Source organism: Saccharothrix sp. NPDC042600 (assembly GCF_040647305.1).
GTDB lineage: Bacteria > Actinomycetota > Actinomycetes > Mycobacteriales > Pseudonocardiaceae > Actinosynnema > Actinosynnema mutabilis.
Genome location: NZ_JBEZBW010000074.1, coordinates 1 through 25,202, shown reverse-complemented (window position 1 = coordinate 25,202; position 25,202 = coordinate 1). Strand labels below are relative to the sequence as shown.

The 25,202-nt window shown below is 73.1% G+C and carries 21 protein-coding genes; 6 read left to right on the top strand and 15 right to left on the bottom strand.

The window, feature by feature from the left end:
• Positions 1-37: 37 nt before the first annotated feature.
• Positions 38-1,354: a sodium:proton exchanger gene (locus AB0A74_RS31355; protein ID WP_358255139.1), complete on the top strand. Its 1,317-nt coding sequence runs from the start codon at positions 38-40 to the stop codon at positions 1,352-1,354.
• Here the strand turns inward: AB0A74_RS31355 and AB0A74_RS31350 are convergent.
• From AB0A74_RS31350 to AB0A74_RS31310, 9 genes are read right to left on the bottom strand one after another with little or no spacing between them, the layout of a single operon-like run.
• Positions 1,317-2,135, bottom strand: coding sequence for a hypothetical protein (locus AB0A74_RS31350; protein WP_358255137.1), 819 nt, complete (start codon positions 2,133-2,135; stop codon positions 1,317-1,319). The genes AB0A74_RS31355 and AB0A74_RS31350 overlap by 38 nt on opposite strands.
• Positions 2,119-3,357 carry an MFS transporter gene (locus AB0A74_RS31345; protein ID WP_358255135.1) on the bottom strand — a complete coding sequence of 413 codons (1,239 nt, stop codon included), beginning with the start codon at positions 3,355-3,357 and terminating at the stop codon, positions 2,119-2,121. The genes AB0A74_RS31350 and AB0A74_RS31345 overlap by 17 nt, the downstream gene beginning before the upstream one ends.
• Positions 3,354-4,154, bottom strand: a complete 801-nt coding sequence (locus AB0A74_RS31340) for an inositol monophosphatase (protein ID WP_358255133.1) — start codon at positions 4,152-4,154, stop codon at positions 3,354-3,356. The genes AB0A74_RS31345 and AB0A74_RS31340 overlap by 4 nt, the downstream gene beginning before the upstream one ends.
• A complete protein-coding gene (locus AB0A74_RS31335; protein ID WP_358255131.1) occupies positions 4,151-4,609 on the bottom strand; it encodes an NUDIX hydrolase in 459 nt (152 codons plus the stop codon). The genes AB0A74_RS31340 and AB0A74_RS31335 overlap by 4 nt, the downstream gene beginning before the upstream one ends.
• Positions 4,610-4,626: 17 nt before the next feature.
• On the bottom strand, positions 4,627-5,751 hold the full coding sequence (locus AB0A74_RS31330) for a DegT/DnrJ/EryC1/StrS family aminotransferase (protein WP_358255129.1): 1,125 nt from the start codon (positions 5,749-5,751) through the stop codon (positions 4,627-4,629).
• A 3-nt stretch (positions 5,752-5,754) separates the two neighbouring features.
• The gene (locus AB0A74_RS31325; protein ID WP_358255127.1) at positions 5,755-6,738 is read right to left on the bottom strand and encodes an SDR family oxidoreductase; all 984 of its coding nucleotides are present in this window, start codon (positions 6,736-6,738) and stop codon (positions 5,755-5,757) included.
• Entirely contained in the window at positions 6,735-9,059 is a 2,325-nt protein-coding gene (gene hypF / locus AB0A74_RS31320) for a carbamoyltransferase HypF (RefSeq protein ID WP_358255125.1), read from the bottom strand. The genes AB0A74_RS31325 and hypF overlap by 4 nt, the downstream gene beginning before the upstream one ends.
• An 11-nt stretch (positions 9,060-9,070) precedes the next feature.
• Positions 9,071-10,090, bottom strand: a complete 1,020-nt coding sequence (gene hypE / locus AB0A74_RS31315) for a hydrogenase expression/formation protein HypE (protein WP_358255123.1) — start codon at positions 10,088-10,090, stop codon at positions 9,071-9,073.
• A gap of 46 nt (positions 10,091-10,136) precedes the next feature.
• Complete coding sequence (locus AB0A74_RS31310) at positions 10,137-10,727, bottom strand: cysteine hydrolase (RefSeq protein ID WP_358255121.1); 591 nt, start codon at positions 10,725-10,727, stop codon at positions 10,137-10,139.
• Positions 10,728-11,232: 505 nt separating this feature from the next.
• Between AB0A74_RS31310 and ccrA the strand changes: the two genes are divergently transcribed.
• The 4 genes from ccrA (at position 11,233) to AB0A74_RS31290 (ending at position 17,347) form a co-directional block, all read left to right on the top strand.
• Entirely contained in the window at positions 11,233-12,567 is a 1,335-nt protein-coding gene (ccrA, locus tag AB0A74_RS31305) for a crotonyl-CoA carboxylase/reductase (RefSeq protein ID WP_358255119.1), read from the top strand.
• A gap of 5 nt (positions 12,568-12,572) precedes the next feature.
• Positions 12,573-13,556 carry a beta-ketoacyl-ACP synthase 3 gene (locus AB0A74_RS31300; protein ID WP_358255117.1) on the top strand — a complete coding sequence of 328 codons (984 nt, stop codon included), beginning with the start codon at positions 12,573-12,575 and terminating at the stop codon, positions 13,554-13,556.
• The gene (locus tag AB0A74_RS31295; RefSeq protein ID WP_358255115.1) at positions 13,553-14,413 is read left to right on the top strand and encodes a 3-hydroxybutyryl-CoA dehydrogenase; all 861 of its coding nucleotides are present in this window, start codon (positions 13,553-13,555) and stop codon (positions 14,411-14,413) included. Before AB0A74_RS31300 ends, AB0A74_RS31295 begins: the two co-directional genes overlap by 4 nt.
• A 225-nt stretch (positions 14,414-14,638) precedes the next feature.
• The gene (locus tag AB0A74_RS31290) at positions 14,639-17,347 is read left to right on the top strand and encodes a LuxR C-terminal-related transcriptional regulator (protein WP_358255113.1); all 2,709 of its coding nucleotides are present in this window, start codon (positions 14,639-14,641) and stop codon (positions 17,345-17,347) included.
• Positions 17,348-17,360: 13 nt separating this feature from the next.
• On the opposite strand, the gene AB0A74_RS31285 is transcribed toward AB0A74_RS31290, so the two are convergent.
• The 6 genes from AB0A74_RS31285 to AB0A74_RS31260 form a co-directional block, all read right to left on the bottom strand.
• The gene (locus tag AB0A74_RS31285) at positions 17,361-18,656 is read right to left on the bottom strand and encodes an alpha/beta fold hydrolase (protein WP_358255111.1); all 1,296 of its coding nucleotides are present in this window, start codon (positions 18,654-18,656) and stop codon (positions 17,361-17,363) included.
• Positions 18,653-19,594: an ABC transporter ATP-binding protein gene (locus AB0A74_RS31280; protein WP_358255109.1), complete on the bottom strand. Its 942-nt coding sequence runs from the start codon at positions 19,592-19,594 to the stop codon at positions 18,653-18,655. Before AB0A74_RS31280 ends, AB0A74_RS31285 begins: the two co-directional genes overlap by 4 nt.
• Before the next feature lie 77 nt (positions 19,595-19,671).
• Positions 19,672-20,481 (bottom strand): ABC transporter ATP-binding protein, encoded by an 810-nt coding sequence (locus tag AB0A74_RS31275; RefSeq protein ID WP_358255107.1) that lies wholly within the window; start codon positions 20,479-20,481, stop codon positions 19,672-19,674.
• Positions 20,478-21,455, bottom strand: a complete 978-nt coding sequence (locus tag AB0A74_RS31270; protein WP_358255105.1) for an ABC transporter permease — start codon at positions 21,453-21,455, stop codon at positions 20,478-20,480. The genes AB0A74_RS31275 and AB0A74_RS31270 overlap by 4 nt, the downstream gene beginning before the upstream one ends.
• Positions 21,452-22,357 (bottom strand): ABC transporter permease, encoded by a 906-nt coding sequence (locus AB0A74_RS31265; protein WP_358255103.1) that lies wholly within the window; start codon positions 22,355-22,357, stop codon positions 21,452-21,454. Before AB0A74_RS31265 ends, AB0A74_RS31270 begins: the two co-directional genes overlap by 4 nt.
• The gene (locus AB0A74_RS31260) at positions 22,354-24,033 is read right to left on the bottom strand and encodes an ABC transporter substrate-binding protein (protein WP_358255102.1); all 1,680 of its coding nucleotides are present in this window, start codon (positions 24,031-24,033) and stop codon (positions 22,354-22,356) included. The genes AB0A74_RS31265 and AB0A74_RS31260 overlap by 4 nt, the downstream gene beginning before the upstream one ends.
• A 64-nt stretch (positions 24,034-24,097) precedes the next feature.
• On the opposite strand from AB0A74_RS31260, the gene AB0A74_RS31255 reads away from it, so the two are divergent.
• Positions 24,098-25,054, top strand: coding sequence for a LysR family transcriptional regulator (locus AB0A74_RS31255; RefSeq protein WP_358255100.1), 957 nt, complete (start codon positions 24,098-24,100; stop codon positions 25,052-25,054).
• Positions 25,055-25,202: the final 148 nt, after the last annotated feature.

The following is a 25,202-nucleotide window of genomic DNA, read 5'->3' as shown; positions in this document are numbered from 1 at the left end:
ACGACTGCCCGGCGCGGTCGCGGGGAACCCCGTGCGCATGGGAGATGGTCCGATCCGGGGCCGGCTCGCGCTCGTCGGCGCCGCCGCCGCCCCCGGCGCCTACCTCGGCGCGGCCGACTACCTGGGGTGGCCGCATCCCGGGCTCGGCGCGCCGGTGGCCGTGGTCGTGTTCGGGTTGGGGATCGTCGCCTCCGCGTTCCTGCTCACGTGGGCGGCGGAGGCGGCGCAGGTCGATCTCAGCGCCGGGCTGGCGATCGCGTTGCTGGCGGTGCTCGCGGTGCTGCCCGAGTACGCCGTGGACCTCGTCTTCACCTTCCGCGCCGGGCAGCAGTACGCCGAACAGGGGAGTTGTGAGCACGGCGGTGTGAACCCGTGTTCGCTGGCCCTGGCCAACATGACCGGCGCCAACCGGATCCTGGTCGGGTTCGGGTGGCCGTTGGTGGTGTTGGTGGCGACGGTCGCGGCGGTGCGGGCGCGGAAGCGGACCGCCACGACCGAGCCCGGACGGGTGGCGCTCAAACCGGTGATGGCCGTGGACGTCGTGTTCCTCGGGCTGGCCACCCTGTACTCGCTCACGCTCCCGCTGCGGTCGTCGTTGTCGCTGGTGGACGCCGTCGTGTTCGTCGGGATCTTCGCCGCGTACGTGTGGCGGCTGGCCAAGGCCCCGCGCGAGGAACCCGAGCTGACCGGTGTCGCCGCGTGGGTGGGCGGCCGGCCCAAGACCCGGCGGCGGACGCTGGTCGCGGTGCTGTTCGGCACGGCCGGGCTGGTCATCCTGGCCACCGCCGAGCACTTCGCCGAGAGCCTGGTCGCCACCGGCCACTCCCTGGGCGTGGACGAGTTCCTGCTGGTGCAGTGGGTCGCGCCGATCGCCAGCGAGTCACCCGAACTGGTGGTCGCCTGCCTGTTCGCCGCGCGGCTGAAGGCGGCCGAGTCGCTCGGCACCCTGCTGTCGAGCAAGGTCAACCAGTGGACGCTGCTCGTCGGCACCATCCCGATCGTGTTCGCGCTGTCCTCCGGCACCACCCACGGCCTCCCGCTGGACGACAACCAGCGCCTGGAGTTGCTGATCACGGCCGCGCAGTCGCTGTTCGCGGTGGCCGTGCTGATCGACCTGGGCGTGACCGCGCTCGGGGCGACCGCCCTGCTGGTGCTGTTCGCCATCCAGTTCGTCGCGAGCATCACCCTGTCCGCCGACGCCAACCGCACGGTGTTCCTGGTGCTGTCCGCGCTCTACGGCGTGCTGGCGATCGGCCGGTTGATCATGGTCCGGCGCACGGCCGCGCGCACGGTGCGGGACGGCCTGACCACCCGGCTCACCGAGTTGGACGCCGAACCGACCGGGCGGCGGTGACGGCGAGCCCACCCCGGACCACGGCCTCGATCCCCAGCACCGCGGCGGCCAGCCCCCGGACCGTGGTGACACCCGCCCGCGCCCCGTCCCGGGTGTCCACGACGAGGTCCGCCCCGTCCGGACCGCCGACCGCGGCAGGCACCCCGCCGCGCCGCAGCAACTCGGCCGTCGGCGCGGGCGCGACCACCTCGAACCCCAGGTCCGCCAACGCCTTCACCGGGAATACCACCGCCCGCCGGTCCCGGTCGGCCACCGCCACGAACACCCTCCCGCCGGTCGGCAACGGGTCGCAGACCGCCCGCGCCCGCGCGAAAGCCTCACCGAACGACGCCCCCACCCCGACACCTCCACCACCGCCCGCCACCCGCACCGCCACGGGTGCCACCGGCACGCCGTCCCCGTCGCAAAGCAGCACCCCCTCGGCGCGCAGCGACGCGATGCCGGCCCCGAGCGCCACCCGCGCGGCGGCCCGCACCAGCGGCACCCCGGTCACCGCGCACACGAACGGCACCCCGCGCCCCACCCCGACAACCGTCTCCACCACCCGCGGCACGCCCGCCACCAACGCGAACCGCACGTGCACCGGCCCGCGCACCCCGAACGCGCCGGCCACCGCCCCGGTCGCCTCCCGGACCCGGCGCACGTCGGCCCGGCCGAGCGTCACCGGCGGCAGCGCCCACGTCGAGGCGTCCACCCGCTCCAGGACCCCGCCGACGAACAGGTCGCGGCCGTCGTGGAGGGCCTCGACCTCCACCGCGTCCCGGTCACCGCGCCGCGGCACCGGCCGCACCTTCCCAGTGGGCCTGGACCTCGTCCAGGGAACGCCCCTTGGTCTCCGGGGCCAGGAGGAACACGAACAGCCACGCCGCCGCGGTGACGCCGAGCAGCAGCAGGTAGGTCCCGGCCCCGCCGACCGCGCCGAGCAGGTCGAGGAAGAACTGCGCCACCACCAGGTTGGTCGTGAGGTTGGTCAGCAGCATCGCCGACGCCCCCGCCCCGCGCAGGTGGTCGGGGTAGCCCTCGGCGGCGAACACCCACACCAGCGCCCCGAACCCGGAGTTGAACCCGACGACGAACACGACCAGCCCCACGAACCCCACGACACCGGGGGAGTCGGCCGCGAACACGACCACCATCACCGCGTGCCCCAGCGCCATCAGGGCGGTGCCGGTCAGCAACGCGGGCCGCCGCCCGAACCGGTCCACCGTCAACGCGCACGCCAACGCCGCCACCGCGCCCGCGAGCTGCACGAACCCGGGCAGCACCAGCAGGCCGAACGCGTCGGCGAACCCCATCCGCTCGAAGATCCGCGGGCTGAAGAACACCATCGCGTTGATGCCCGTGGCCTGCACGAAGAACCCCAGCGCCACGACGAAGAACGTCAACCGGCGGTGCCGCGCGCTCACCAGGGCGCGCAGCGCGGGGCGTGGCCCGTCCCGACGCCACCGGTCGCTCTCGGGCAGCGGCACCAGGCTCGCGGCGGCGACCAGGGCGAGCACGCCGGGGATGGCGAGCATCAGCCGCCACTGCCCGCCGCCGGCCAGGAAGTAGCCGCCGAAGTACCCCAGCGCGCACCCGAGCGAGGTCGCCACCTGGTACAGCACCGCGATCCGGCCGCGCACGCGCGTCGAGGCCGACTCGGCGATGAACACCGGCGTCGCCACGATCGCCACCCCGATCGCCGTGCCCTGCACGAACCGCCCCACGTCCAGCCACACCGGACCGCCCGCCGAGACGGCCACCGCCGTCCCCACCAGGTACAGCCCGACCAGCGCGAACAACGTCCGCCGCCGGCCGATCGCGCCGACCAGCCGGCCCGCCGGCAGCGCGCCCGCGATCCACCCGGCGGCCGTGGCCGAGAACAGCGAGCCCTGCCCGGTGGTGGTGAGCCCGAAGTGGTCGGTGACCAGCAGCAACGCGCCGGCCATCGCGGTGGCGTCGTACCCGCACGTCAGGCCCATGAGCACGGCGAACACACCCACCCGGGTGTCCCTGCGGTTCATCGGTCCTCCTCGACCGACCGGAGCGCGGCCATGACGGCGGGGTGCACGGCGGCGGTGGCCAGGCAGACGTCGAACACCCGGTCCGCCTGCGCCACCGGGTCGGTGAGGTCCAACGGGCGGCCGGCGAGGTCGGTGCACACACCGCCGCACTCGCTGAGCACGCACACCGCCGCTGCTATGTCCCAGATGCGGCAATTGCGGTGCACGAACGCGCCATAAGCGCCATCGGCCACCATGCACAGGTCGAACACGCTGTTGCTCATGCGCACGCCCAGACAAGCCGTGCCCAACGCCGCGACCAACCGGCCCTCGACGTCCATCTCGGGCACCTTGTCCATGCCGTAGGCCACCAACGACCGCTCGGGAGCGGTGGAAGGCAGCCGTGGCAACGGTTTCCCGTCCCGCGTGGCGCCCCGACCGGCTCCGGCGAGGTAGACGGCGCCGAACGCGGGCAACGCCATCCCGCCGGCGATCACGCCCTCCGGCCCGACCGCCGCCATCATCACCCCGTAGAGCGGGCTGCCGGCCGCGTAGTTGCTCGTGCCGTCCAAGGGGTCCACCACCCAGGTGATCCCGTCACCCGGCCGCGCGCCGCTCTCCTCCTCCAGGATGGCGTGCCCGGGGAACGCCTCGGCGATCCGGGCGGTCAGCACCGCGCTCACCGCCAGGTCCGCCTCGGTGACCACCTGGTTGGGATCCTCCTTCACCGAGGCCGTCCCCGCGCCGCGCAGCCGGACCGCCACGGCGGACGCCTCCCGCAGGCACGAGTCGAGGAACCCGGTGAAGTCGGCGCTCACCGCACGACCTTCGCGTACTCGGCGATGATCGGCCGCTCGGGCGTGATCACCGTGTCGGGCACCTCGTCCGGCGCGAAGAACCGCCACCGGCTGTTCTCCCTCTGGTCCACCGTGATCGTGGCGTCGTGCGGCAACCGGGCCAGGTAGGCGACGGTGACGTTGTAGACCTCGTCGCCGTTGGGGTAGCGGTAGTAGTACTCCGGGCCGGAGAACACGCCGAGCAGGCTCAACTCGCCCACGACCAGCCCCGTCTCCTCCTCGACCTCCCGCCGCCCGGTGTCCTCGAAGGACTCGCCGGGCTCCATGATCCCGCCGGGCAGGCCCCACCCGCCGGTGTCCACGCGGGCCAGCAGCAGCACCCGCCCCGCCGCGTCGGTCACCACGACCGAGGTCCCGGGCAGGACCAGCGGCCGGGTGCCGACCAGCGCGCGCAGGTCGGCCACGTAGTCGTTCACGATGCCTCCGTGTGTGGTCAGCGGCCCGCGTGCAGGTCGTGGACGAGGTCGCAGACGCCGTCCACCAGGTGCGCGGGCATGTGCGAGTAGAGCGGCAGCGTGATCATGCTCGACGCCAGCGCGTCGGTGACCGGCAGGTCCGGGCCGACGACGTCCCGGTAGGCGGTCTGCCGGTGCAGCGCGGGGCTGAAGTACTTGCGGGTGCTGACGTTCTCCCGCGCCAGCCGCGCGGCCAGCTCGTCGCGGCCCATCCCGAACCGGGTCGCGTCCACGCGGATCGCGAGGTCTTTGTACGCGCTCACCGCACCCGCCGGCACCTCCTGGAAGTCCAGGCCCGGCAGGTCGACCAGGCGTTCCCGGTAGTGGTCCACGAGCGACTGTCTGATGTGGAGCCAGCGCGGGAAGCTCTTGAGCGCGTGGACGCCCATGAGCCCGGACACCTCGGTCATGCGGCCGTTGAGCCCGATGAACCGGCTGTCGTAGTCGCCGGGGTTGCCGTACTCGCGGGCCGTGCGCAGCTCGGCGGCCAGCGCCGCGTCCCGGGTGGTGACCAGCCCGCCCTCGCCGGTGCTCAGCGTCTTGGTGGGGCTGAGGCTGAACACCTCGGCCACGCCCTTGCCGCCGACCATGGTCCCGTCGGGGTACCGGCTGCCGAAGCCGTGCGCGGAGTCGAACAGCAGCGGGACGCCCCGGGCGTCGCACAGCGCCTGCAACCGGTCGGCGTCGCACGGGGCGCCGAAGGTGTGCACCGCCAGCACGGCCGCCGCCGGCCCGGTCACGGCGTCCGGGTCCAGCGTCCACGTGCGGGGGTCGGCGTCGGCGAACCGCACGCGCAGACCCGCCCACGCGACGGCGTGACCGGTGGCCATGAACGTGAAGCTGGGCACGACGACGTCGCCGGACAGGCCCAGGCAGCGCAGCACGAGCATCAGGCCGGTGGTGCAGTTGCTGACCGCGACCGCGTGCACGCCGCCCAGGTAGGCGCCCGCGGCCTCCTCGAACTCGCGCACGTGCCGGCCGTTGGTGAGCATGCCGGACCGGAAGACCTCCTTCAGCGCCGGTTCCAGGTCCGCCTCGGCGTCCACGGTCGGGCGGGTCAGCGGGACGGGTTCGGGGAAGCGCGGCGGGCGACGGGTGTTCACCGGTCAGGCTCCTCTGTGGACGGCGGCGACCGCGGTCAGGTAGTTGCTGTACCGCGGGGAGTCGTAGTCGGCGAACTCCCCGCCGCGCAGGGCGTCCCGGATGGCGCGGACCGTGTCCACGACCCGCAGTCCCGGCGTGAACCCCAGGTCTTCCCCGATCGGGTCGAAGTTCACCCGGTAGTTGCGCGGGTCGGTCTGCTCCGCGTGGACCTCCACCCGCACGCCCGGCACCTCGGCGGCGATCAGCTCGGCGATCGCGTCCAGGCGGTGGTTCTCCTCGCCGGACCCGCAGTTGTAGACCGCGGGCGCGGCGCGCCGCTCGTCGCGCAGGACCAGCCGCACCGCGTCCGCCGCGTCCTCGACGTGCAGGAACGGCCGCCACTGGGTGCCGCCGTGCACGGTGACCCGGCCGCGGGCCACCGCGTCGGCGGTCATAACGTTCACGGCGAGGTCGAACCGCATGCGCGGGGACAGGCCGTGGATGGTGGCGAAGCGCAGCAGGCGCGTGGACAGCACGTCCCGGGGCAGCGACAGCAGGTAGTGCTCGGACATCACCTTCGTCTCGGCGTAGGTGGACTGCGGCGCCATCGGCGACCAGACGTCCACCTCGACGTCGCCGGTGACGCCGTAGTTGCTGCACGTGGACGCGAACACCAGCGACCGCACCCCGGCGCGCCGGCAGGCCTCGGCGACCCGGATCGTGCCCAGGTAGTTGACCTCCCAGGCGGTGTCGGTGTCCACGCCGCACGCCCCGTCGCCCACGATCGCGGCCAGGTGCACCACCGCGTCCACGCCGTCGAGGGCGCTCTCCCACGCGCCGACGTCGCGGACGTCGCCCTCGACGTAGGCCACCCGCGGCAGGTCCAGCTCCGGCCCGCCGACCAGCCCGTTGTCCACCACCACGACCGCCGACCCGGAGCGGTGCAGGCGCCGGGTCAGCACCGACCCGAGGTAGCCGCGCCCGCCGGTGATCAGGTACTTCGTCATGGCCCGTCCACTCCTCGGTCCGGCGCCAGGCGGGCGTTCGCCACCGCGACCTGGCCCAGGGCGATGCCGCCGTCGTTGGTCGGCACCTGGCGGTGGCAGTGCGCGGACAACCCCGCCGCGCGCAACGCCACCAGACAGTTGACCAGCAGGAACTCGTTGAGGAAGACCCCGCCGGACAGCACCACCCGGTCGGTGCCGCCCACCGCCCGGCACCGGTCCACCACCACGTCCACCACGGCGGTGTGGAACCGCCGGCTGATCACCTCCGGGTCCTCGGCCGCGAGGTCGGCGGCGACGGCCCGCAGGACCGGGCGGGGGTCGATCTCGGTCACGCCGTCCCGGTCGGTCAGGCCGAACCGGTAGGGCCGGTCGGCCGGGGTGAGGTCGCGGCGCAGCAGGCCCTCCAGCTCGATGGGGCCGTGCGCCTCGTACTCGGCGTGGGTGGTGATGCCCAGCAGCGCGGCCACGCCGTCGAACAGCCGGCCCATGCTGGACGCGGGTGGCGAGTTGATCCCGCGCCTGGTCATGGCGGTGAAGACGTGCCGTTGTCGCTCGTCCAGGGTCTGCAGGACGGGGAACGCCTCGACCGCGTCGTCCCCGAGCGCGTCCAGGGCCAGGGCGAACCCGGTCCGGATCGGCTCGGCGACGGCCTTGTCCCCGCCCAGCAGCGGCACGGTCCGCAGGTGCGCGACGCGGCGGAAGTCCCGGTAGTCGCCGACCAGGACCTCACCGCCCCACGTGGTGCCGTCCGGGCCGTACCCGGCGCCGTCGAAGACGACCCCGATCGTCGTGCCGCGCAACCGGTTCTCCGCCATGCAGGACGCCATGTGCGCGTGGTGGTGCTGCACATGGACGACCTGTTCGAACGCCCCGCCCTGCTCCTCCAACGCGAACCGCGTCGCGCGGAACTGCGGGTGCAGGTCCACGGCGGCGTGTCGGGGGCGCAGGGCGTGCAGGTCCGCCAGGTGTCGCACGGCGGCCTTGTGCGCGCCGAAGGTCTCGTCGTTCTTGATGTCCCCGATGTGCTGGCTCACGTACACGCGGGAACCGCTGGTCAACGCCACCGTGGTCTTGAGTTCCGCGCCGTAGGCGACCAGGGGGACGAGGTCGGTGCCGATCTCGACCGGGTAGGGCGCGTAGCCGCGCGAGCGGCGGATGAAGCTGGTGACCGGCTCGGCGAGGTCGGGGTGCTCGGAGTAGCGGACGATCGAGTCGTCCACGCGCACCTCGATGTCCCGGTCGTGGTAGAGGATCAGGTCGGCGACCTGGAACAGCTGCGCCAGCGCGTCCTCGTTGCGGTGGACGATCGGGTAGCCGGAGATGTTGCCGCTGGTCATGACCAACGCGTCCAGGCCCGGGTGGTCGACCAGCAGGTGGTGCAGCGGCGCCGAGGGCAGCATCACGCCCAGGTTCGGGTTGCGTGGCGCGATCTGCTCGGGCAGTCCGCCGGGCCGCTTGCGCAGCAGCACGATGGGGCGGGCGGGGGAGAGCAGCAGGTCGGCCTCGGCCGGGCGGACCTCGGCGACGGCCTCGACGGCGGCCAGGTCCCGGGCCATCACGGCGAACGGCTTGGCGTCGCGCCGTTTGCGGCGGCGCAGCCGGGTGACCGCGTCGGCGCCGCGGGCGTCCACGGCCAAGTGGAACCCGCCGACGCTCTTGACCGCGACGATCCCGCCTTCGGACAACGTCTTCGCGGCTTGGCGGAAGGCGTCCTCGCCCTCCGCGGCCGTCCCGTCCGGAGCGGCCAGCAACAGGCGCGGACCGCACACCGGGCAGGCGTTGGGCTGGGCGTGGTAGCGGCGGTCCAACGGGTCGGCGTACTCGCGGGCGCACGGACCGCACATGGTGAACACGGCCATGGTCGTGGCGGCCCGGTCGTAGGGCAGGTCCCGGATGAGCGAGTAGCGGGGCCCGCAGTTGGTGCAGTTGATGAACGGGTAGCGGTGCCGGCGGTCGCCGGGGTCGCGCAGCTCGGCCAGGCAGTCGGCGCACACGTGCGAGTCGGCGGGCACGATCGTGGTCCGCTGTCCGCTGTGGACGCTCTCCCGGATGGTGAACCCGTCCGCGCGGGCGGTGGGGACGTCCTCGGCGTGGACGGACGTGACGCGGGACTGCGGCGGGGCCTGGGCGCTGAGCGCCTCGGTGAACCGCGCCACCTCGCCGGGCCGGCCCTGCGCCTCGACCAGCACGCCCTCCGGGTCGTTGAGCACCCAGCCGGTCAGGTCGTGCCGGAGCGCGAGCTTGTAGACGAACGGCCGGTACCCCACGCCCTGCACCACGCCCACCACGCGGATGCGCCGCCGGATGTCGCTGTCGGACATGTCGCCGGCCCTCAGCACAGCCGGGGCAGTTCGGCGCCCTGGAGCTCCTCGACCACCGAGTCGCGGCCGTCCTCGCGCATCAGCACGACCGGGCCCTCCTCGGCCGTCACCTCGCCGATCGTCACGGCCTCGGCGGCGTACTTGTGCGCGCGCAGGGCGGCCAGCACCCGGTCCTCGACCGCCGGGTCCACGAACAGGCACAGGCAGCCCTCGTTGGCGGCGTGGATGGCGTTGATGCCCAGCATGTCCGTGGCCATCACGGTCTCGAACTGGATGGGCAGGCGGTCCTTGTCGAACCTGATCGCGCGCCCGGACGCCTTGGCGTACTCGTGCAGCACGGCCGCCAGCCCGCCGCGGGTGACGTCCCGGACCGACCGCACCCCGTCGCCGACCTCGGTCAGCAGGTGGTCGACGAGCCCGTTGAGGGGCGCGCAGTCGCTGAGCACGCGCTGTTCGAACCCCAGGCCCTCGCGGATGGACAGCAGGTGCACGGTGTGGTTGCCGATGGGTCCGCTGAGGATCACCCGGTCACCGGGCCGCACGTCCCGCATCCGCAGCGGCGCGCGCTCGAAGACGCCGACGTCCGCGGTGTTGAGGTAGATCTGGTCGACCTCGCCCTCGCGGACCACCTTGGTGTCACCGCAGACGATCCGGACGCCCGCCTCCAGGGCGGTGTCGCGGATCGAGGAGACGACCCGCAGGAGGCGGTCCATCGGCAGGCCGGTCTCCAGGATCATGCCGAGGGTGAGGTAGAGCGGCCGGGCGCCGACCACGGCCAGGTCGTTGACCGTGCCGCAGACCGCGATCTTGCCGATGTCGCCGTTGCCGAAGAACGGCGGGTCCACGACGAACGAGTCGGTCGTCATCGCGATCCGGCCGGCGGGGACCGACAGCACGGCGCTGTCCTCCATCTCGCCGACGTAGACCTCGCCGAGCGTCCGGACGACGAGCGCGATCAGGTCGTTGCTGAGCTTGGCCCCGCTGCCGTGGTCGAGGACGACCTCGTCGAGGCCGGTCGCCGGGCTTGCCATCGCGTCCTCCCTTTCCGGGCCTTTGCCAGGTGGTGTTCCGAATGGTTCAGGGAAGCGTTTTGACGACCCGGCGGGGCAGTTCGCCGTTGGTGTCGAGGGTCTCCAGGATCTCTTTCGAATGCGCGACCGTGGCGCAATACCCGCTGAGCCAGGTGAGGGAGCGGTCGCGGTCCGCCGGGTTGTCCGAGACGACGCAATCGGAGGGCACCCAGACGTTGTAGCCGCGGAAGAACGCGTCGGCGGCGGTGGTCTGCACGCAGATCTGCGTCTGCAACCCGGTCACCACCACGGTGTCCACTCGGGCGGCTTGCAGGAGGTCGTGCAGTTCGGTCTCGTAGAAACCGCTGTCCTTGTTCTTCTCGACCACCACGTCCCCTTCGCCGAGGAAGTCGGCGAGGATCTCCGCGCCTTCCGTGCCGCGTCGCAGGGGCAGCGTCCCGTCGGCCCGGCGGTTGGCGTTGGGGTCGTCCGGGAGGTTGATCAGCTGCAGGTGGAAGACGGTGTGGCCGCGCCGGCGCATCTCCGCCAGGAACCCGGTGTAGTGCGGCTGCGCCTCGGCCATGACGGCCGTGCGCTCGGGGGTCAGGAAAACCACGTCACCCTGGAGGTCGTTGGTCAGGACGGCGATCTTGCCCATGGAGATCTCCCCTGTCGGTTTGTCGGGGGACGCCGGTAGGGCGCGCGAAGGACGGCATATCCGGAATTCGACACAATGCGCCCGGACTGCCCAGACCCTATGGCGGTCCCCCTGGAACGGCTCGTCATCCGAAAATGAGCCGCGACTCGTTCCCGGCCGACAGTAGCGGGGGTCGGTTGGTCCAGACAAGTGCGTCACTCACACGTCGTAGGCCTTTAGTCATGGGCCTTCACCCACATGCCGTGAATAGACCGGCCCGGCGATGCGATCTGGTCGAAATAATGGGTGTCACCCGGCCGTTCCGGCGGGGTGGAACCGGCATTTCGGGCTGGCTTTCCGGGCGTCGTGATCCGCGGTCGCGCCGTGTTCCGGCGCTGGGGGGTGGGGTCGGGGAGCTGGGGTTGGCTGGGGTGCCCCGGCCGCGAGTGCCGTGGTTAGTGTCCGGAGGCGTTGTCGTCGGTCTGATCGGCCGAATTTCGTGGTGAATCCGCGCATTGGGGGATACATGAGCGCTTTGGCTGATGCGCTGCTCGCGGGCGCCCCGCCCGCGGAGATCGAGCGGCTGCCGCTGCCGGACGAGCACGTCGCCGCGCACCTGCGGGCCGAGGACCAGGACATGTTCCTCGGGGTGGCCGACAAGGACGTGCGCAAGTCCCTGCGGGTCGGCCGGGTGCCCGTGCCCGAGCCCGCGCCGGACGAGGTGGTCGTCGCGGTCATGGCCAGTTCGGTCAACTACAACACCGTGTGGTCGGCGATGTTCGAGCCGGTCTCCACCTTCCGGTTCCTGGAGAACTTCGCCCGCCAGGGCGGCTGGGCCACCCGGCACGACCTGCCCTACCAGGTCGTCGGCTCGGACGGCGCGGGTGTCGTCGTGCGCCTCGGGTCCGGGGTGCGGCGGTGGAAGGTCGGCGACCACGTGGTGATCAGCCCCGCCTACGTGGACGACCAGGAGCCCGCCGCGCACGCCGACGGCATGCTCGGCGCGGAGCAGCGGGCCTGGGGTTTCGAGACCAACTTCGGCGGCCTGGCCGAGTACACGGTGGTGCGCGCCAGCCAGCTCGTCCCCAAGCCCGCCCACCTGACGTGGGAAGAGGCCGCCTGCAACACCCTGTGCGCGGGCACCGCCTACCGGATGCTGGTCGGCGACCGCGGCGCGCGCATGAAGCAGGGCGACGTCGTGCTGGTGTGGGGCGCGGCCGGTGGCCTGGGCGGGTACGCCGTGCAGTTCGTGCGCAACGGCGGCGGCATCCCCGTCGGGATCGTCGGCTCGCCCGCCAAGGCCGAGGTGCTGCGCAAGCTGGGCTGCGAGATCGTCATCGACCGGTCGGAGTTCGGCCTGGCCGACGACCCGTCCGACGACCCCGACCGGGTGCTGGAGATCGGCCGCCGGCTCGGGCGGATCATCCGGGAGAGGGTCGGCCGCGACCCCGACATCGTGTTCGAGCACGTCGGCCGCGCCACTTTCGGCATCTCCGTGTTCGTCGTGCGGCGCGGCGGCGTCGTGGTGACGTGCGGGTCGAGCACCGGCTACCAGCACGTCTACGACAACCGGTACCTGTGGATGAAGCTCAAGCGGGTCATCGGCAGCCACGTCGCGAACCTGCAGGAGCAGTGGGAGACCAACCAGCTCATCGCCTCCGGCGCGATCGCCACGACGATGACCGAGGTGTACCCGCTGGCCGAGGTCGCCGAGGCGGTGCGGCTGGTCCAGGAGAACCGGCACATCGGCAAGGTCGCCGTGCTGTGCATGGCCCCCGAGCCCGGCCTCGGGGTGACCGACCCCGACCTGCGCGCCCGGCTCGGCGCGGACCGCATCACGCCGCTGCGGTCGGGGCGGTGACCCGGATGGCCATCGGGTTCCTGGGCACCGGCTCGTACCTGCCCGACCGCGTCGTCACCAACGACGAGATCGCCGAGCTGGTCACCGACGCCACCCCCGAGTGGGTGCTGGCCAAGACCGGCATCGCGACCCGCCGGTGGGCCGCGCCGGACGAGGCCACCTCCGACCTCGCGGCCGGGGCGGCGCTGCGCGCGCTCGACGCGGCGCGGCTGACCCCCGGCCAGATCGACTACCTGATCGTGTCCACCTCGACGGGTGACTTCCCGCAGCCGCCCACGGCGTGCCTGGTGCAGGACCTGATCGGCGCGCGGAACGCGGCCTGCTTCGACATCAACGCCGTGTGCGCCGGTTTCGTCTACGGCGTCGAGCTGGCCCACGCGCTGACCACCGCCCGGCCGGGCACGCGCGCCCTGGTCGTCGGGGCGGACGTGTACTCGCGCATCCTCGACCTCACCGACCGGCGCACGGCCGTGCTGCTGGGCGACGGCGCGGGCGCGGCGGTCGTCGGCGAGGTGCCCGACGGCGGCATCCTGCGCGTGGACCTCGGCAGCCGCGGCGACGCCCAGGACCTGATCAAGGTGGTGGCGGGCGGCAGCCGGGTGCCGACGTCGGCGGCGACCGTGGCGGCCGGCGGGCACTACTTCACCATGCAGGGCCGGGGCGTGCGCGACTTCGTGCTGGAGAACGTGCCCAAGCTGGTCGACGAGCTGGTCACCGACCTGGGCCTGTCCGTCGCCGACGTGGACTGCTTCGTGCCGCACCAGGCCAACGGCGTGCTGCTGCGCGAGCTGGCGGCGCGCTGCGGGCTGGCCGACGCGCACACGCACCTGGTGGTGGACCGGTACGGCAACCTGGGCAGCGCGTCGGTGCCGGTGGCGTTGGACGACGCCGTCACCTCCGGGCACGTCCGGCCCGGCGACCTGGTGCTGCTGTCGGCGTTCGGCGGCGGCATGTCGGTGGGCACCGGCCTGGTGCGGTGGTCCGGGTGAGCGCCGTGACGCGGGTCGGGGTCGTCGGGCCCGGCCAGATGGGGTGCGGGTTCGCCGAGGTGTGCGCGCGGGCCGGGACGGACGTGGTGGTCGTGGCCTCCGGCGAGGCGTCGGCCGCGCGGGGCCGGCAGCGGCTGGAGCAGTCGCTGGAGAGGTTGGTGGGCAAGGGGAAGCTGACCGCCGACGAGCGGGCCGGGACGCTGGCCCGGGTCGCGTTCTCCTGGGACCTCGCCGACCTGGCCGACCGCGAGTTCGTGCTGGAGGCGACGCCGGAGGACCTGGACCGCAAGCTCGCCGTGTTCGCCGCGCTGGACGAGGTGGTGTCCGACGGGGACGCGGTGCTGGCGTCCACGACGTCGGCGTTGCCGATCATGAAGCTGGCGCGGGCGACCCGGGACCCGTCGCGGGTGGTGGGCGTGCACCTGTTCAACCCGGTGCGGGTGATGCCGCTGGTCGAGCTGATCTCGTCGCTGGCGACCGGTCCGGCGACCGCCGAGCGCGCCCGCGCGTTCCTGGAGGACGTGCTGGGCAAGGAGGTCGTGCGGGCCAAGGACCGGGCGGGGTTCGTGGTGAACTCGCTGCTCGTTCCGTACCTGCTCGCGGCCGTGCGGCTGGTCGAGTCGGGGGTGGCGACGGCGGAGGACGTCGACCGCGGGATGACGGCCGGGTGCGGTCACCCGATGGGGCCGCTGCGGTTGATCGACCTGATCGGGCTGGACACCATCGCGGCGGTGAGCGAGGCGATGTACGCCGAGACCAAGGAGCCGCTGCACGCGCCGCCCGCGTTGCTGCTGCGCATGGTCGAGGGCGGGTACCTGGGCCGCAAGACCGGGGAGGGCTTCTTCTCCTACCCCTGACCGCGTTCACTGACCGTAGTCGCGGATTCCCGTTCGGGTGGAACCGCGGGTAACCCCGGGAAGTCGTCGGAACTCCGCATCGAGTTCCGGCGACGGCCGTGCGAGGGTCGATCCGACGGCGATGTCGCCGCTCTGGGGTCCTTTCGCTTTCTCGGGGGAGAAGAGTTGCGGTCGAGCGGGTGGGTGGGTCGTGCGCGGGCGTCGGTCTCCGGTGGGTGCGGAGAGGTGGTCCTCGTCCACGGCGGACCGGTGACCGGCAAGAGCACGCTCCTGCACGGCCTGGCCGAGTCGTGGTCGGGGGAGGTGCGCAGCGCTTCGGCGTCGGCCGAGGAACGCGGGCTGCCGCTGGGGGTCGTGGGGCAGTTGCTGCCGGGGTGGCGGGGCGCGGACCCCGAGGACCCGCGCGTCGTGGGCGAGGCCGGGGAGGCGTTGCTCGACCTCGCGGCCGGCGGACCGGTGCTGGTGTGCGTGGACGACGCGCAGCACGCGGACCGGCTTTCGTTGCGCTGCTTGGCTTACGTGGCGCGGCGGGTGGGGTCGAGGTCGATGCGGGTGGTGCTGGCGGCCGGGGGTGGGGACGACTACTACCGGCGGTTCGAGGCGCAGTTGGGGCGGTTGCCGCACGCGCGGGCGGTTCGACTGTCCACTGTGGATGTTGACGAGGTGGCCGGGCTGCTCGGGGTGGAGGGGGCGGCGGGTGAGTTCCACCGGGTGAGCGGGGGGAACCTGCTGTTGCTGGACGCCCTGGTCGGGGACTTCCGGGAGACGGGGGTGGTCGGGCCGGGGCGGCGGTTCGGGGAGGCGGTGCGGGAGTACCTGGGGCGCTGCGATCCCGAGACGGCGGCCGTGCTGAAGGCGTTGGCGGTGTTGAGCGCCTCCGCGCCGGCGGTTCGCGACGGCTTGACCGCGCCGGCGGTTCGCGATGGCTCGGCTGCGGCGGTTCGGGATGGCTCGGCTGCGGCGGTTCGGGATGGCTCGGCCGGATTGGGTCGAGATGGTTTGGCGCGGCCTCCGGCCCCCGCTTCCATTGTCGCACGGGGGACCGACAGTCCTGGCTTGGTCGGTGCGGGGGTGGTCGGGGCGGTGGCTGGGGTGGTGGCCGTGGATGTCGTGGTGCGCGGGTTGGAGGAGTCCGGGCTGTTGGTCGGCGGTGGGTTTCGGGATTCCGCTGTGCCCGGGGCCATCCTGGCGGGGTTGTCGGCCGCCGAGCGGGTGCGGGTGGAGTGGGCGGCTGCTCGGGAGCTGTTCGAGGCGGGGGAGAGCGCTTCGCGGGTCGCTCCGCACGTGGTGGCCGCCGGGGTGCGTGCCGAACCCTGGGTCGTGGGCGTGTTGATGGCCGCTTCGGCGTCGGAGGTCGGGGCTGGGCGGCTGGAGCGGGCCGTCGAGTACCTGGAGGCCGCGGGGCGTTGTGCTGGTGACGCCGCCACCCGCCACCTCGTCACGGCCCGGTTGGCGGAGGTCGAGTGGCGGTTCAGCCCGTTGGCCGCGCACCGGCGGCTGGGTGGGCTGGTCGAGGCTCAGCGGGCCGGGGAGTTGCCGCAGGCCGTCGCCGCGACCCTGGTCACCCTGTTGTTGCGGATGGACCGGGTGCGCCAGGCGCGGGACGCCCTGGAGGGGCTGGTCGAGGACGTGCGTCGGCGTGGGCCGCAGTGCCCGGCCGAGTTGAGCCGGTTGCGGCTGCTGCTGGACCACCTCCACCCCGCCCTGCTGCGCGCGGGGGTCCGGGCGGTGCTGCCGGCGGAGCCCGCCACCGTCGCCGCCGCGCCGCACCTGGAGGCGTTCACGCTGCTGCGACGGGTGTTGACGGACGGGGCGTCGGACGTCCTGGTCGCGGAGGTCGAGCGGATGCTGGCGGCCACCGCCGTGGACGAGTCCACTGTGGACTCCGTGGTGGCGGGTGTGCAGGCGTTGGTGGCGGCGGACCGGTTGGTCGAGGCCGCCGCCGCGGTGGACCGGGTGAGCGCGGAACCCGCCGTGCGGAACTCGCAGACGTGGCGGGCCGAGTTCGCCTACCTGCGGTCGGTGGTGGCCCTGCACGCCGGCGACCTGGCCGCGTGCGTCGAGCACGGGGAAGCGGCGCTGTCCCACCTCGGCGAGGCGGAGTGGGGTGTGCGGGTCGGCGGGCCGCGCGCGGCGCTGGTGTCGGCGCACACGGCCATGGGGCGGCACGACGACGCCGCCGCCCTGGTGGACCGGCCCGTCCCGGCGGAGCTGTTCGACACCGTGGGCGGCCTGTTCCACCTGCACGCCCGCGGCCACCACCACCTGGCCACCGGACGCCTGCGCGACGCCCGCCGCGACTTCGAGGTCTCCGGCCACCTGGCCCGCCGCCTGCGCGTGGACCTCGCCCCGCTCGCGCCGTGGCGCACCGACCTGGCCGCCCAGCACCTGCGCCACGGCAACCCGCGCCTGGCCCGCCGCTACGCCGAGCAGCAACTGGCCAAGGCCCCGCGCACCCCGTCCCGCACCCGCGGCACCGCCCTGCGCCTGCTGGCCGCCACCGCGCCCGCCCGCGAGCGGGCCGCCCTGCTCACCGAGGCGCGCGAGGTGCTCGACGCGTGCGGCGCGCGGCTCGAACTCGCCCGCGTCCTGCACGACCTGGCCCAGGCCCACCACGCGGCGGGCCGCCCCGACCGGGCCCGGACCGTCGAGCGCCGCGCGTGGCACCTGGCCCGCCAGTGCGGCGCGGACCCGTCCCCGCCGCGCCCGGCCCTCACGCGCCGCGCCCCCGACCCGGCCCGCGTGCTCAGCGACGCCGAACTGCGCGTCAGCGCCCTGGCCGCACGCGGGCTGACCAACCGCGAGATCGCCGAACGGCTCTACGTCACGGTCAGCACGGTCGAACAACACCTGACCAAGGCCTACCGCAAGCTCAAGGTCACCGGCCGCGACGCCCTGCCGCCCCGGCTGAGCCCGGTCGCCGAACCGGCCTGACCGCGGCCGGCCGTCACACGACGCCGGCGGTCATGTCGAACAGTCGGGCGAGCACGCGGTCGCCGGAGGCGGAGATGCCGTCGTGCTCCCACTCGTTGGTGATCCACACGCGTGACGAGCCGAGCGCCGCCGCCGTCTTCAGCGACAGCTCGACCGGCACGTACATGTCGTCGTGGTACACCACCGCCGCGACCGGGACCTTGTTGGCGCGCAACCGGTCCGGGTCGTACAGCGCGGGCCAGTCGGCGCGTTCGGCCAGGACGTCCACCGCGTCGGCGAACGGCCGCAACGCCCCGATCTCCCGGAACATCCACGGGTAGAACATCTCCCCGGTGAACAGCAGCGGGTCGGCGTCCTCGGCGAACTCCGGGAACCGCCGGCCCACGCGCGCGGCCGACCACGCCGTCGCCGCGCCCTGCCCGTAGGCCGCCTCCTGCAACACGGCGAACAGCGGGTTGTCCACGAACCCGGTCAACGCCACCACCTGGTGCCGGAACGCGTCGCTCAACTCCCCGTCCGGCCCGAACGCCTCGTCCAGCAGCCAGTGCAGCCGCTGCGGCCCGTCGCCCATGCCCAACACGAGCCCCAACGCCCGCAACCGCCCCACGCCGAACCGGTCCCCGTCGGGCAGCCGCACGTCCCGCGCGTCGAGCAAGGTCGCGATCCGCCGCACCACGTCCACGTCCTGCGGGTACCGCTCGTAGAACGCCATCGTCTTGTCCCGCACCCGGTGGTGGGTCAGGCCGTACACGTCGTCCGCGGTGCCGGTCGGGTCGGGCAGCCCGCCCGCGACGTGGCAGGCCCGCAGCCCCTCGGCGCGGAACGACAGGTACGTCAGCGTGATGAACCCGCCGTAGCTCTGGCCCAGCGTCTCCCACGGCTCGTCGCCGCACAGCCGCCGCCGGATCCACTCCGCGTCGGCCACGATCGAGTCGGCCCGGAACAGGGCCAGGTGGTCGGCCAACGCGCGCGCCGAGGCGAACCCGGCGGCCGTGCGGGCGGTCAGCGGGGTGCTGCGGCCGGTGCCGCGCTGGTCGAGCAGCAGCACCCGGTGGGTCCGCAACGCCCGCCGCAGCCAGCCGTCCGCCGACCGCAGGGGACGCGGCGACTTGCCGCCCGGACCGCCCTGGAGGAACAGCAGCCACGGCAGGGGCAGCGCGTCCCGCGCCGGATCGACCACCTCGCGCGCGAACACCTCCGTGGTGGGGCCGCCGGGGTCGTGGTGGTCCAGCGGCACGGTGAAGACGTGCTCGCGCACCGCGATCCCGGGCAGGGCGTACGCGCGGCGCGGCTCGTGGAACGGGCTCATGGGGTCCTTTCCCCGGGGAAGTGGCAGGCCACGCGGTGGCCCGGGGCGATCTCGCGCGACACCGGGCGTTCCGCGGCGCACACGTCCGCCGCCTTCGGGCAGCGGGTGCGGAACCGGCACCCGGACGGTGGGTCCAACGGGCTCGGCGGGTCGCCGCGCAGCACGATCCGCTGCCGGCCGCGTTCCAGGTCCGGGTCGGGCACCGGGACCGCGGACAGCAGCGCGTGCGTGTACGGGTGGGCGGCGTGCCCGAACAACGCGTCCCGGTCGGCGGTCTCGACGACCACGCCGAGGTACATCACGGCCACGCGGGTGCTCACCTGCCGCACCGCGCCCAGGTCGTGGGCGATGAACACGTAACTCAGGCCCAGTTCGTCCTGCAGGTCGCGCAGCAGGTTCAGGATCTGTGCCTGCACCGACACGTCCAGAGCCGACACGGGTTCGTCGCACACGACGACCTTGGGGCGCAGCGCGAGCGCCCGCGCGATGCCGATGCGCTGCGCCTGACCGCCGGAGAACTCGTGCGGGTAGCGGGAAGCGTGCTCGGGCTTGAGCCCGACCCGTTTGAGCAGGTCCTCCACCGGTTCGGTGGGCTCCAGCCCCTGGTAGCGGAACGGCGCGGACAGCAACTGCCGCACGGTGTGGCGGGGGTTGAGCGACGAGAACGGGTCCTGGAACACGATCTGGAGGTCGCGCCGCACCGGCCGCAGCTCGCGGTCGCTCAGCGGCGCGAGGTCTCGGCCGTCGAACCGGACCGTGCCCGACGTCGGCGTGTCCAGCCGGGTGAGCAGCCGGCCCACGGTCGACTTGCCGCACCCCGACTCGCCGACCAGCCCCAGGGTCTCGCCCCGCTCGACGGCGAGGTCCACCCCGTCCACCGCGCTGACCTCGCCGATCCGGCGGCGGGTCAGCCGGTGCCGCACGGGGTAGCGCTTCACCAGGTCGATCGTCTCCAACAGACTCGCCGTTTCCGGCGGGCTTGCGGTTTCCGGCGGGCTTGCGGTATCCGGCGGGTTCACGGGACCTCCACGGTCGGCAGGCGGTGCGGCAGGGGGCCGTCCACGCGGGGCACGCACTCCAGCAGGCCGCGGGTGTAGGCGGTGGCGGGGGAGTGGAAGACCTCGCGCACCGGGCCGGCCTCGACGCGCTGGCCGCCGTGCATCACCACGACGTCGTCGGCCAACCCCGCCACCACGCCCATGTCGTGCGTGATCAGCAGGATCGCCGTGCCGGACCGCTCCCGCAGGTCCCGCAACAGGTCCAGCACCTGCGCCTGCACGGTCACGTCCAGCGCCGTGGTCGGCTCGTCGGCCACCAACAGGTCCGGTTCCAGGCACAACGCCATGGCGATCATCACCCGCTGCCGCATCCCGCCGGAGAACTCGTGCGGGTAGGACCGCGCCCGCCGCTCCGCCTCGGGGATGCCGACGCGTTCGAGCATCGACACCGCCAGGGCGTGCGCGGTCCGGCGCGAGGCGCGGCGGTGCGCCCGGTAGGCCTCGGCGATCTGGAACGCCACCGGGTAATAGGGGTTGAGGCACGACAACGGGTCCTGGAAGACCATCGCCATCCGGTCGCCGCGCAACGCCCGCAGCGCCTTGGGAGGCAACGACAACAGGTCCCGCCCGGCGAACTCGATCCGCCCCGACACGCTGGCGCCGCGGAGCAGTCCGAGCACGGCGAGGCTGGTCACGGACTTGCCGCTCCCCGACTCGCCGACCACGCCCAGCACCCGCCCGGCCTCCACGTCGAGGTCCAGCCCGTCCACGGCCCGCACCCCGGAGTGGAAGTCCACGGTCAGGTCCCGCACCGACAGCAGGCTCACGCCGTCCTCACCCTCGGGTCGAGCAGGGCGTAGACGAGGTCCACCGCCACGTTCGCGAGCACCACGAACGCCGCCGCGAACAGCGTCACGCCCAGGATCACCGGCTGGTCGGCGGAGTTGATCGCGTCCGCGGCGAGCTTGCCCACGCCGGGCAGCCCGTAGACGGACTCGGTGATCAGCGCCCCGCCCAGCAGCGCGCCGAGGTCCATGCCGAAGATCGTCACCACGGGCATCAACGCCGGCCGCAACGCGTGCCGCCGCAGCACCGTCACCTCGGGCAACCCCTTGGCGCGGGCCGTGCGGACGTAGTCGCGCCCCAGGTTCTCCAGCACCTCGCTGCGCGTGATCCGCGCGTACACGCCCGCGTAGAGCATGGCCAGCGTGCACCACGGCATGAGCATCGACTGGAACCAGCCCACCGGGTCGTCGGTCAGCGCCACCTCGCGCGGGTAGGGCAACCACCCGAGCTGCACGACCAGGACGTACTGCGACAGCAGGGCGGTCAGGTAGATGGGCAGCGACACCCCGCCCAGCGCGGCCACCATCGCCGCCCGGTCCCACACCGTGCCCCGCCGCAGCGCCGCGACCACGCCGGCCGTGCAGCCGACCAGCAGCCACAGCACCGCCGCGCCCGCCGCGATGGAGGCGCTCGTCGGCAACCGGCTGGTCAGCGCGTCCCACACGGGCTGGTTGGTCTGGAAGCTGAAGCCCAGGCACGGGAAGCCGCACTCCAGCGACCCGTACGTGCGGCCCGCGACGATCCCGCCGAGGTAGGCGGCGAACTGGGTGGGCAACGGCTGGTCGAGGCCGAGCGTGGCCCGGATCTGCGCGATCCGCTCCGGGCTGCACGCCTTGCCGCACGCGCCCTGCGCCGGGTCGGCGGGCATCAGGTAGAACACGGCGAACGTCAGCGCGCAGATCACCAGGAGGATCCCGGCCGCGCCGACCAACCGCCGTGCCGTGTAGAGGATCACCGTCGCACGCTCCTCGGGTCGAGCACGTCCCGCACGGCGTCACCGAGGACGTTGAACGCCAGCACGGTGACGAACAGGAAACCGCCGGGGATCAGGAAGTACGCCGGGTCGGCCGCGTACCAGGGCACGGCGGAGGCGATCATCTGCCCCCACGACGGCGTCGGCGGCCGGACCCCGACGCCGAGGAAGGACAACCCCGCCTCGGTCGCGATGTACCCCGGGATCGACATGGTCGCCACGACGAGCACGGGCGCGGTCAGGTTCGGCAGGACTTCCCTGAGCAGCAAGGCCCTGCGGGGAGCGCCCAAGGCCCGCGCGGCGGCCACGAACTCGCCCCGCGCCAGCACCATCGCCTGCCCGCGCACGATCCGACCGACGTAGGGCCAGCCGAACCCGCCCAGCACCAGCACGAGCAACGCCTCGCGGTTCGCGCTCGGCAGCGCCGAGATCAGCGCGATCATGAAGATGAGGCTGGGGAAGGACATCAGCAGGTCCATCAGCCGCCCGACGACCGCGTCCACGACCCCGCCGAAGAACCCGGCGACCAGCCCGAGCCCGGTTCCCACGACGACGGACACCAGCGTCGCGAGCACCGCGATCAGCAGGGAGACCCGTGCGCCGTGGACGATCCGGGCCAGCACGTCCCGCCCGCTGACCGGCTCGACGCCCAACGGGTGCTCGGCGCTGATCCCGCCGAACGCGCCCCGCGGCAGCCCGCCCAGCGCCGGGTCGACGGCCGCCGAGTCGAAGTCGGTCGGGGATGTCCACACCAGCAGCGGCGCGGCCACCGCCATCAACACCAGCAGCACCACGACGACCAGCGCCACCGCGGCGGAGGGCTGGCGCAGCAGCCTCCGCAGCGGCGGCACGTCGGCCGGCCGGGTGATCGGCAGCACGGTCACCCGCGCAGCCCCACGGTCGCCAGGTCCACGCGCCCCACGTACGCCACGTGCCCGTAGGCGCCGGCGACCTTCGGCCCGACCAGGATCGCGGCCTTGTCCCACAGGAACGGCACCACCGGCACGTCCCGCGCGATCTGCCGGGACAGCTCCCCGTAGGCGGTGGCGGCGGCGGTCGGGTCGGACAGCGCGGCGATCTCGTCGAACCGCTTGTTGACCGCGTCGGAGTGGTACTGGGAGTGGTTGTTGTTGCCCTCGCTGGTGATCAGCCGGCTGTCGAAGATCAGCGGCAGGTAGGTGGAAGGGCCGGCCCAGTCCGGGGTCCAGCCGTCGATGGCCATGTCGTGGATCTGCGCGGTGTTGGCGATGGTGCTGTAGAACGCCGACGGGCTGATGGCGTTGATCGTGACCGTGATCCCGACCCGGCTCAGGGCCGCCTGCACCGCCTCGCCCTGCGCCTTCCCGCCGGCGGTCGAGGGTGCGTCGAGGGTGACCGCGAAGCCCTGCGCCAGACCGGCTTCGGCCAGCAGCGCCTTGGCCTTGGCCACGTCGCCCTTGCCGTCCGGGCTGGGGAACTGGTCGTCCGGGGCGTGCCCGGCCAGGCCCGGCGGCAGCAGCGTGGTGGCCAGGTCGCCCGCGATCGGCCCGCCGCGCACGGTCCGCAGCGCGTCCTTGTCCAGCGCGAACGCGATCGCCTGGCGCACCTTGACGTTGTCCAGCGGCGCGCGGCGGGTGTTGAGGGTGAGGAACCGCGTGTTGATGGACTCGCCGGTGACCAGCCGGCTCTTCAAGGTCGGGTCGTTGACCACCCGGCCCACGGTCGCCGCGCCGATCGGCTCCATCGCGATGGCCTCGGCGTCCGCGCCCTGCCCGGCCACCAGCCGCTGGTCCACCACGGCGGGGTCGAGGTTGAGTTCGAGGACCACCCGGTCCGGGAGTCCCTTGCGCACGTCGTCGGTCTTCGGGTCCCAGTGCGGGTTGCGGACCAGTTCGAGGCGTTTCTTGGGCTCGAACTTCTCGATCTTGTACGGGCCGGACGACACCGGCCGGCCGTCGTAGCCGACGCCGGTGTCCTGTTCCTCGGGTACGGGCGCGAACAGCGGGAGCGAAGCGGCGGACCCGAAGTCCGCGACCGGCCGGTTGAGCCGGAACACGATCGTCTTGTCGTCCGGGGTCTCGATGGAGGGCAGCCCTTGCGGGTTCTCGTACGGCCCCTTGTAGTTCTCGCCGCCCACCAGCCACATGCGGGCGTAGGGCGCGCCTTCGGGCAGGTCCGGCGCGAAGGAGCGTTCGACGCCGTACTTGACGTCCTTGCTGGTGATCGGCTGGCCGTCCTCGAACTTGACGCCGTCCTTGAGCGTGAAGGTCCACGTCTTCGCGCCGTCGCTGGGCCTGCCGGTGTCGGTGGCGAGGTCGGGCACGATGTCGCCGCCGGCCTGGCCGGGTCGGGGCGCGACCGTGGTGAGCGTCCGGTAGATCAGCCGGGCCACGTTCTGCGAGGACGTGACGTAGTTGCGCGCGGGGTCGAGGTGTTCGAGGTCCGTGCTCGCCAGGACGTGCAGGGTCCCACCCCGCACCGCCTCGCCGGTGGACCCGCCCTGCGCCGTGCTCCCGTTGCACGCGGTGAGGGCGAGCAACCCCACCACCGCGACCAGCCCGACTCTAGTGCACTGTGACATGGCACAGAAGAGTTCCTCGCCCGGATCGGGCCGGGAACCTCCCACATCCCACTAACATCGCGTTATGGAGCTGGAGGTGCGGCACCTGCGCGCGATCTGCGCCATCGCGGAGACCGGCAGCCTGACCCGCGCGGCGGCGGCCCTGCACCAGACCCAGCCCGGGTTGAGCGCCCAACTGCGCCGCATCGAGACCATGCTGGGCGGCACGTTGTTCGAGCGCGGGCAGAACGGGGTCGTGCCCACGTCGTTCGGCGAGGTGGTCCTGGCTCGGGCTCAGGCGGTTCTGCCCACCTTGGACGACCTGATGAACACGGCCGCGGTGGCTCCTCGGAAGGCGGGAGCTGAACGCTTCCGCCTGGGTTCCGCGCCGGCTCCCTTGCTGGGTGGCCTGATCAGCGCGGTGCGGGAGGTCCATCCGGGCGCGGACGTGTCGTCGAGGGGGCACCACACGCCGCAACCGTTGCTGGACGACGTGGCGGGCGGCCGTTTGGAGGCGGCGATCGTCGGTGACAGCCCCGGGTACGAGCTTCCCGCCTCGCCTGGCGTGGTGTTGCGTCCGATCGTCACCGAGCCGGTGTTCGCGATCGTGCCGGCTTCGCACTGGTTGGCGGACCGGGAGGAGGTCGAGCTGGCGGACCTGCTGGAGCAGGACTGGGCCGTGCCCAGGCCGGAGGACCGCACGCCGGAGTACTGGGCGCGGGTGGCGCTGGGTGTGGGCAGGCGGATGCGGATCCGGTACGAGGCGGAGGGCAGGTTGCTGGTCGAAGTCGTGCGCCACGGGCATGCGGTGAGCCTGGTGCAGCCGACGTTTGACGAGGTGCCGGGGATCGCGGTTCGGCCTATCGTCGGCGACCCGATCCACTTCAGGCATGTGTTGGCGTGGCACCGGGATGGGCCGATGGCGGCGACGGGGGAGAGGATCGCTTGTCTGGTCACCCAGTCGTATGACGAGGCTCGGGATCGGTCGCCGGTCTACCGCAGGTGGCGGGAGTCGCGTCGCGCTGGCGCGTTGTCATCGTGAAGTGAAGATCAAGAGCGAAGAGCGAAGAGCGAAGAGCAAAGAGCGAAAAGCGAAAAGATCAAGAGCGAAGAGCTAAAAGCGGCGCTCGCCGCGCGGCAGGCCCCCGGGGGTGGAAGGGCGTCGGTTCGTTCCCCGTACGGCCTGCCGG

Excerpts from the sequence above, each read along its gene's own strand:
- AB0A74_RS31310 (WP_358255121.1), bottom strand. The coding sequence starts at position 10,727 with ATGGGCAAGATCGCCGTCCTGACCAACGACCTCCAGGGTGACGTGGTT.
- AB0A74_RS31285 (WP_358255111.1), bottom strand. The coding sequence starts at position 18,656 with ATGAGCCCGTTCCACGAGCCGCGCCGCGCGTACGCCCTGCCCGGGATC.
- AB0A74_RS31260 (WP_358255102.1), bottom strand. The coding sequence starts at position 24,033 with ATGTCACAGTGCACTAGAGTCGGGCTGGTCGCGGTGGTGGGGTTGCTC.
- AB0A74_RS31255 (WP_358255100.1), top strand. The coding sequence starts at position 24,098 with ATGGAGCTGGAGGTGCGGCACCTGCGCGCGATCTGCGCCATCGCGGAG.
- ccrA (WP_358255119.1), top strand. The coding sequence starts at position 11,233 with ATGAGCGCTTTGGCTGATGCGCTGCTCGCGGGCGCCCCGCCCGCGGAG.
- hypE (WP_358255123.1), bottom strand. The coding sequence starts at position 10,090 with ATGGCAAGCCCGGCGACCGGCCTCGACGAGGTCGTCCTCGACCACGGC.
- AB0A74_RS31300 (WP_358255117.1), top strand. The coding sequence starts at position 12,573 with ATGGCCATCGGGTTCCTGGGCACCGGCTCGTACCTGCCCGACCGCGTC.
- AB0A74_RS31355 (WP_358255139.1), top strand. The coding sequence starts at position 38 with ATGGGAGATGGTCCGATCCGGGGCCGGCTCGCGCTCGTCGGCGCCGCC.
- AB0A74_RS31325 (WP_358255127.1), bottom strand. The coding sequence starts at position 6,738 with ATGACGAAGTACCTGATCACCGGCGGGCGCGGCTACCTCGGGTCGGTG.
- hypF (WP_358255125.1), bottom strand. The coding sequence starts at position 9,059 with ATGTCCGACAGCGACATCCGGCGGCGCATCCGCGTGGTGGGCGTGGTG.
- AB0A74_RS31345 (WP_358255135.1), bottom strand. The coding sequence starts at position 3,357 with ATGAACCGCAGGGACACCCGGGTGGGTGTGTTCGCCGTGCTCATGGGC.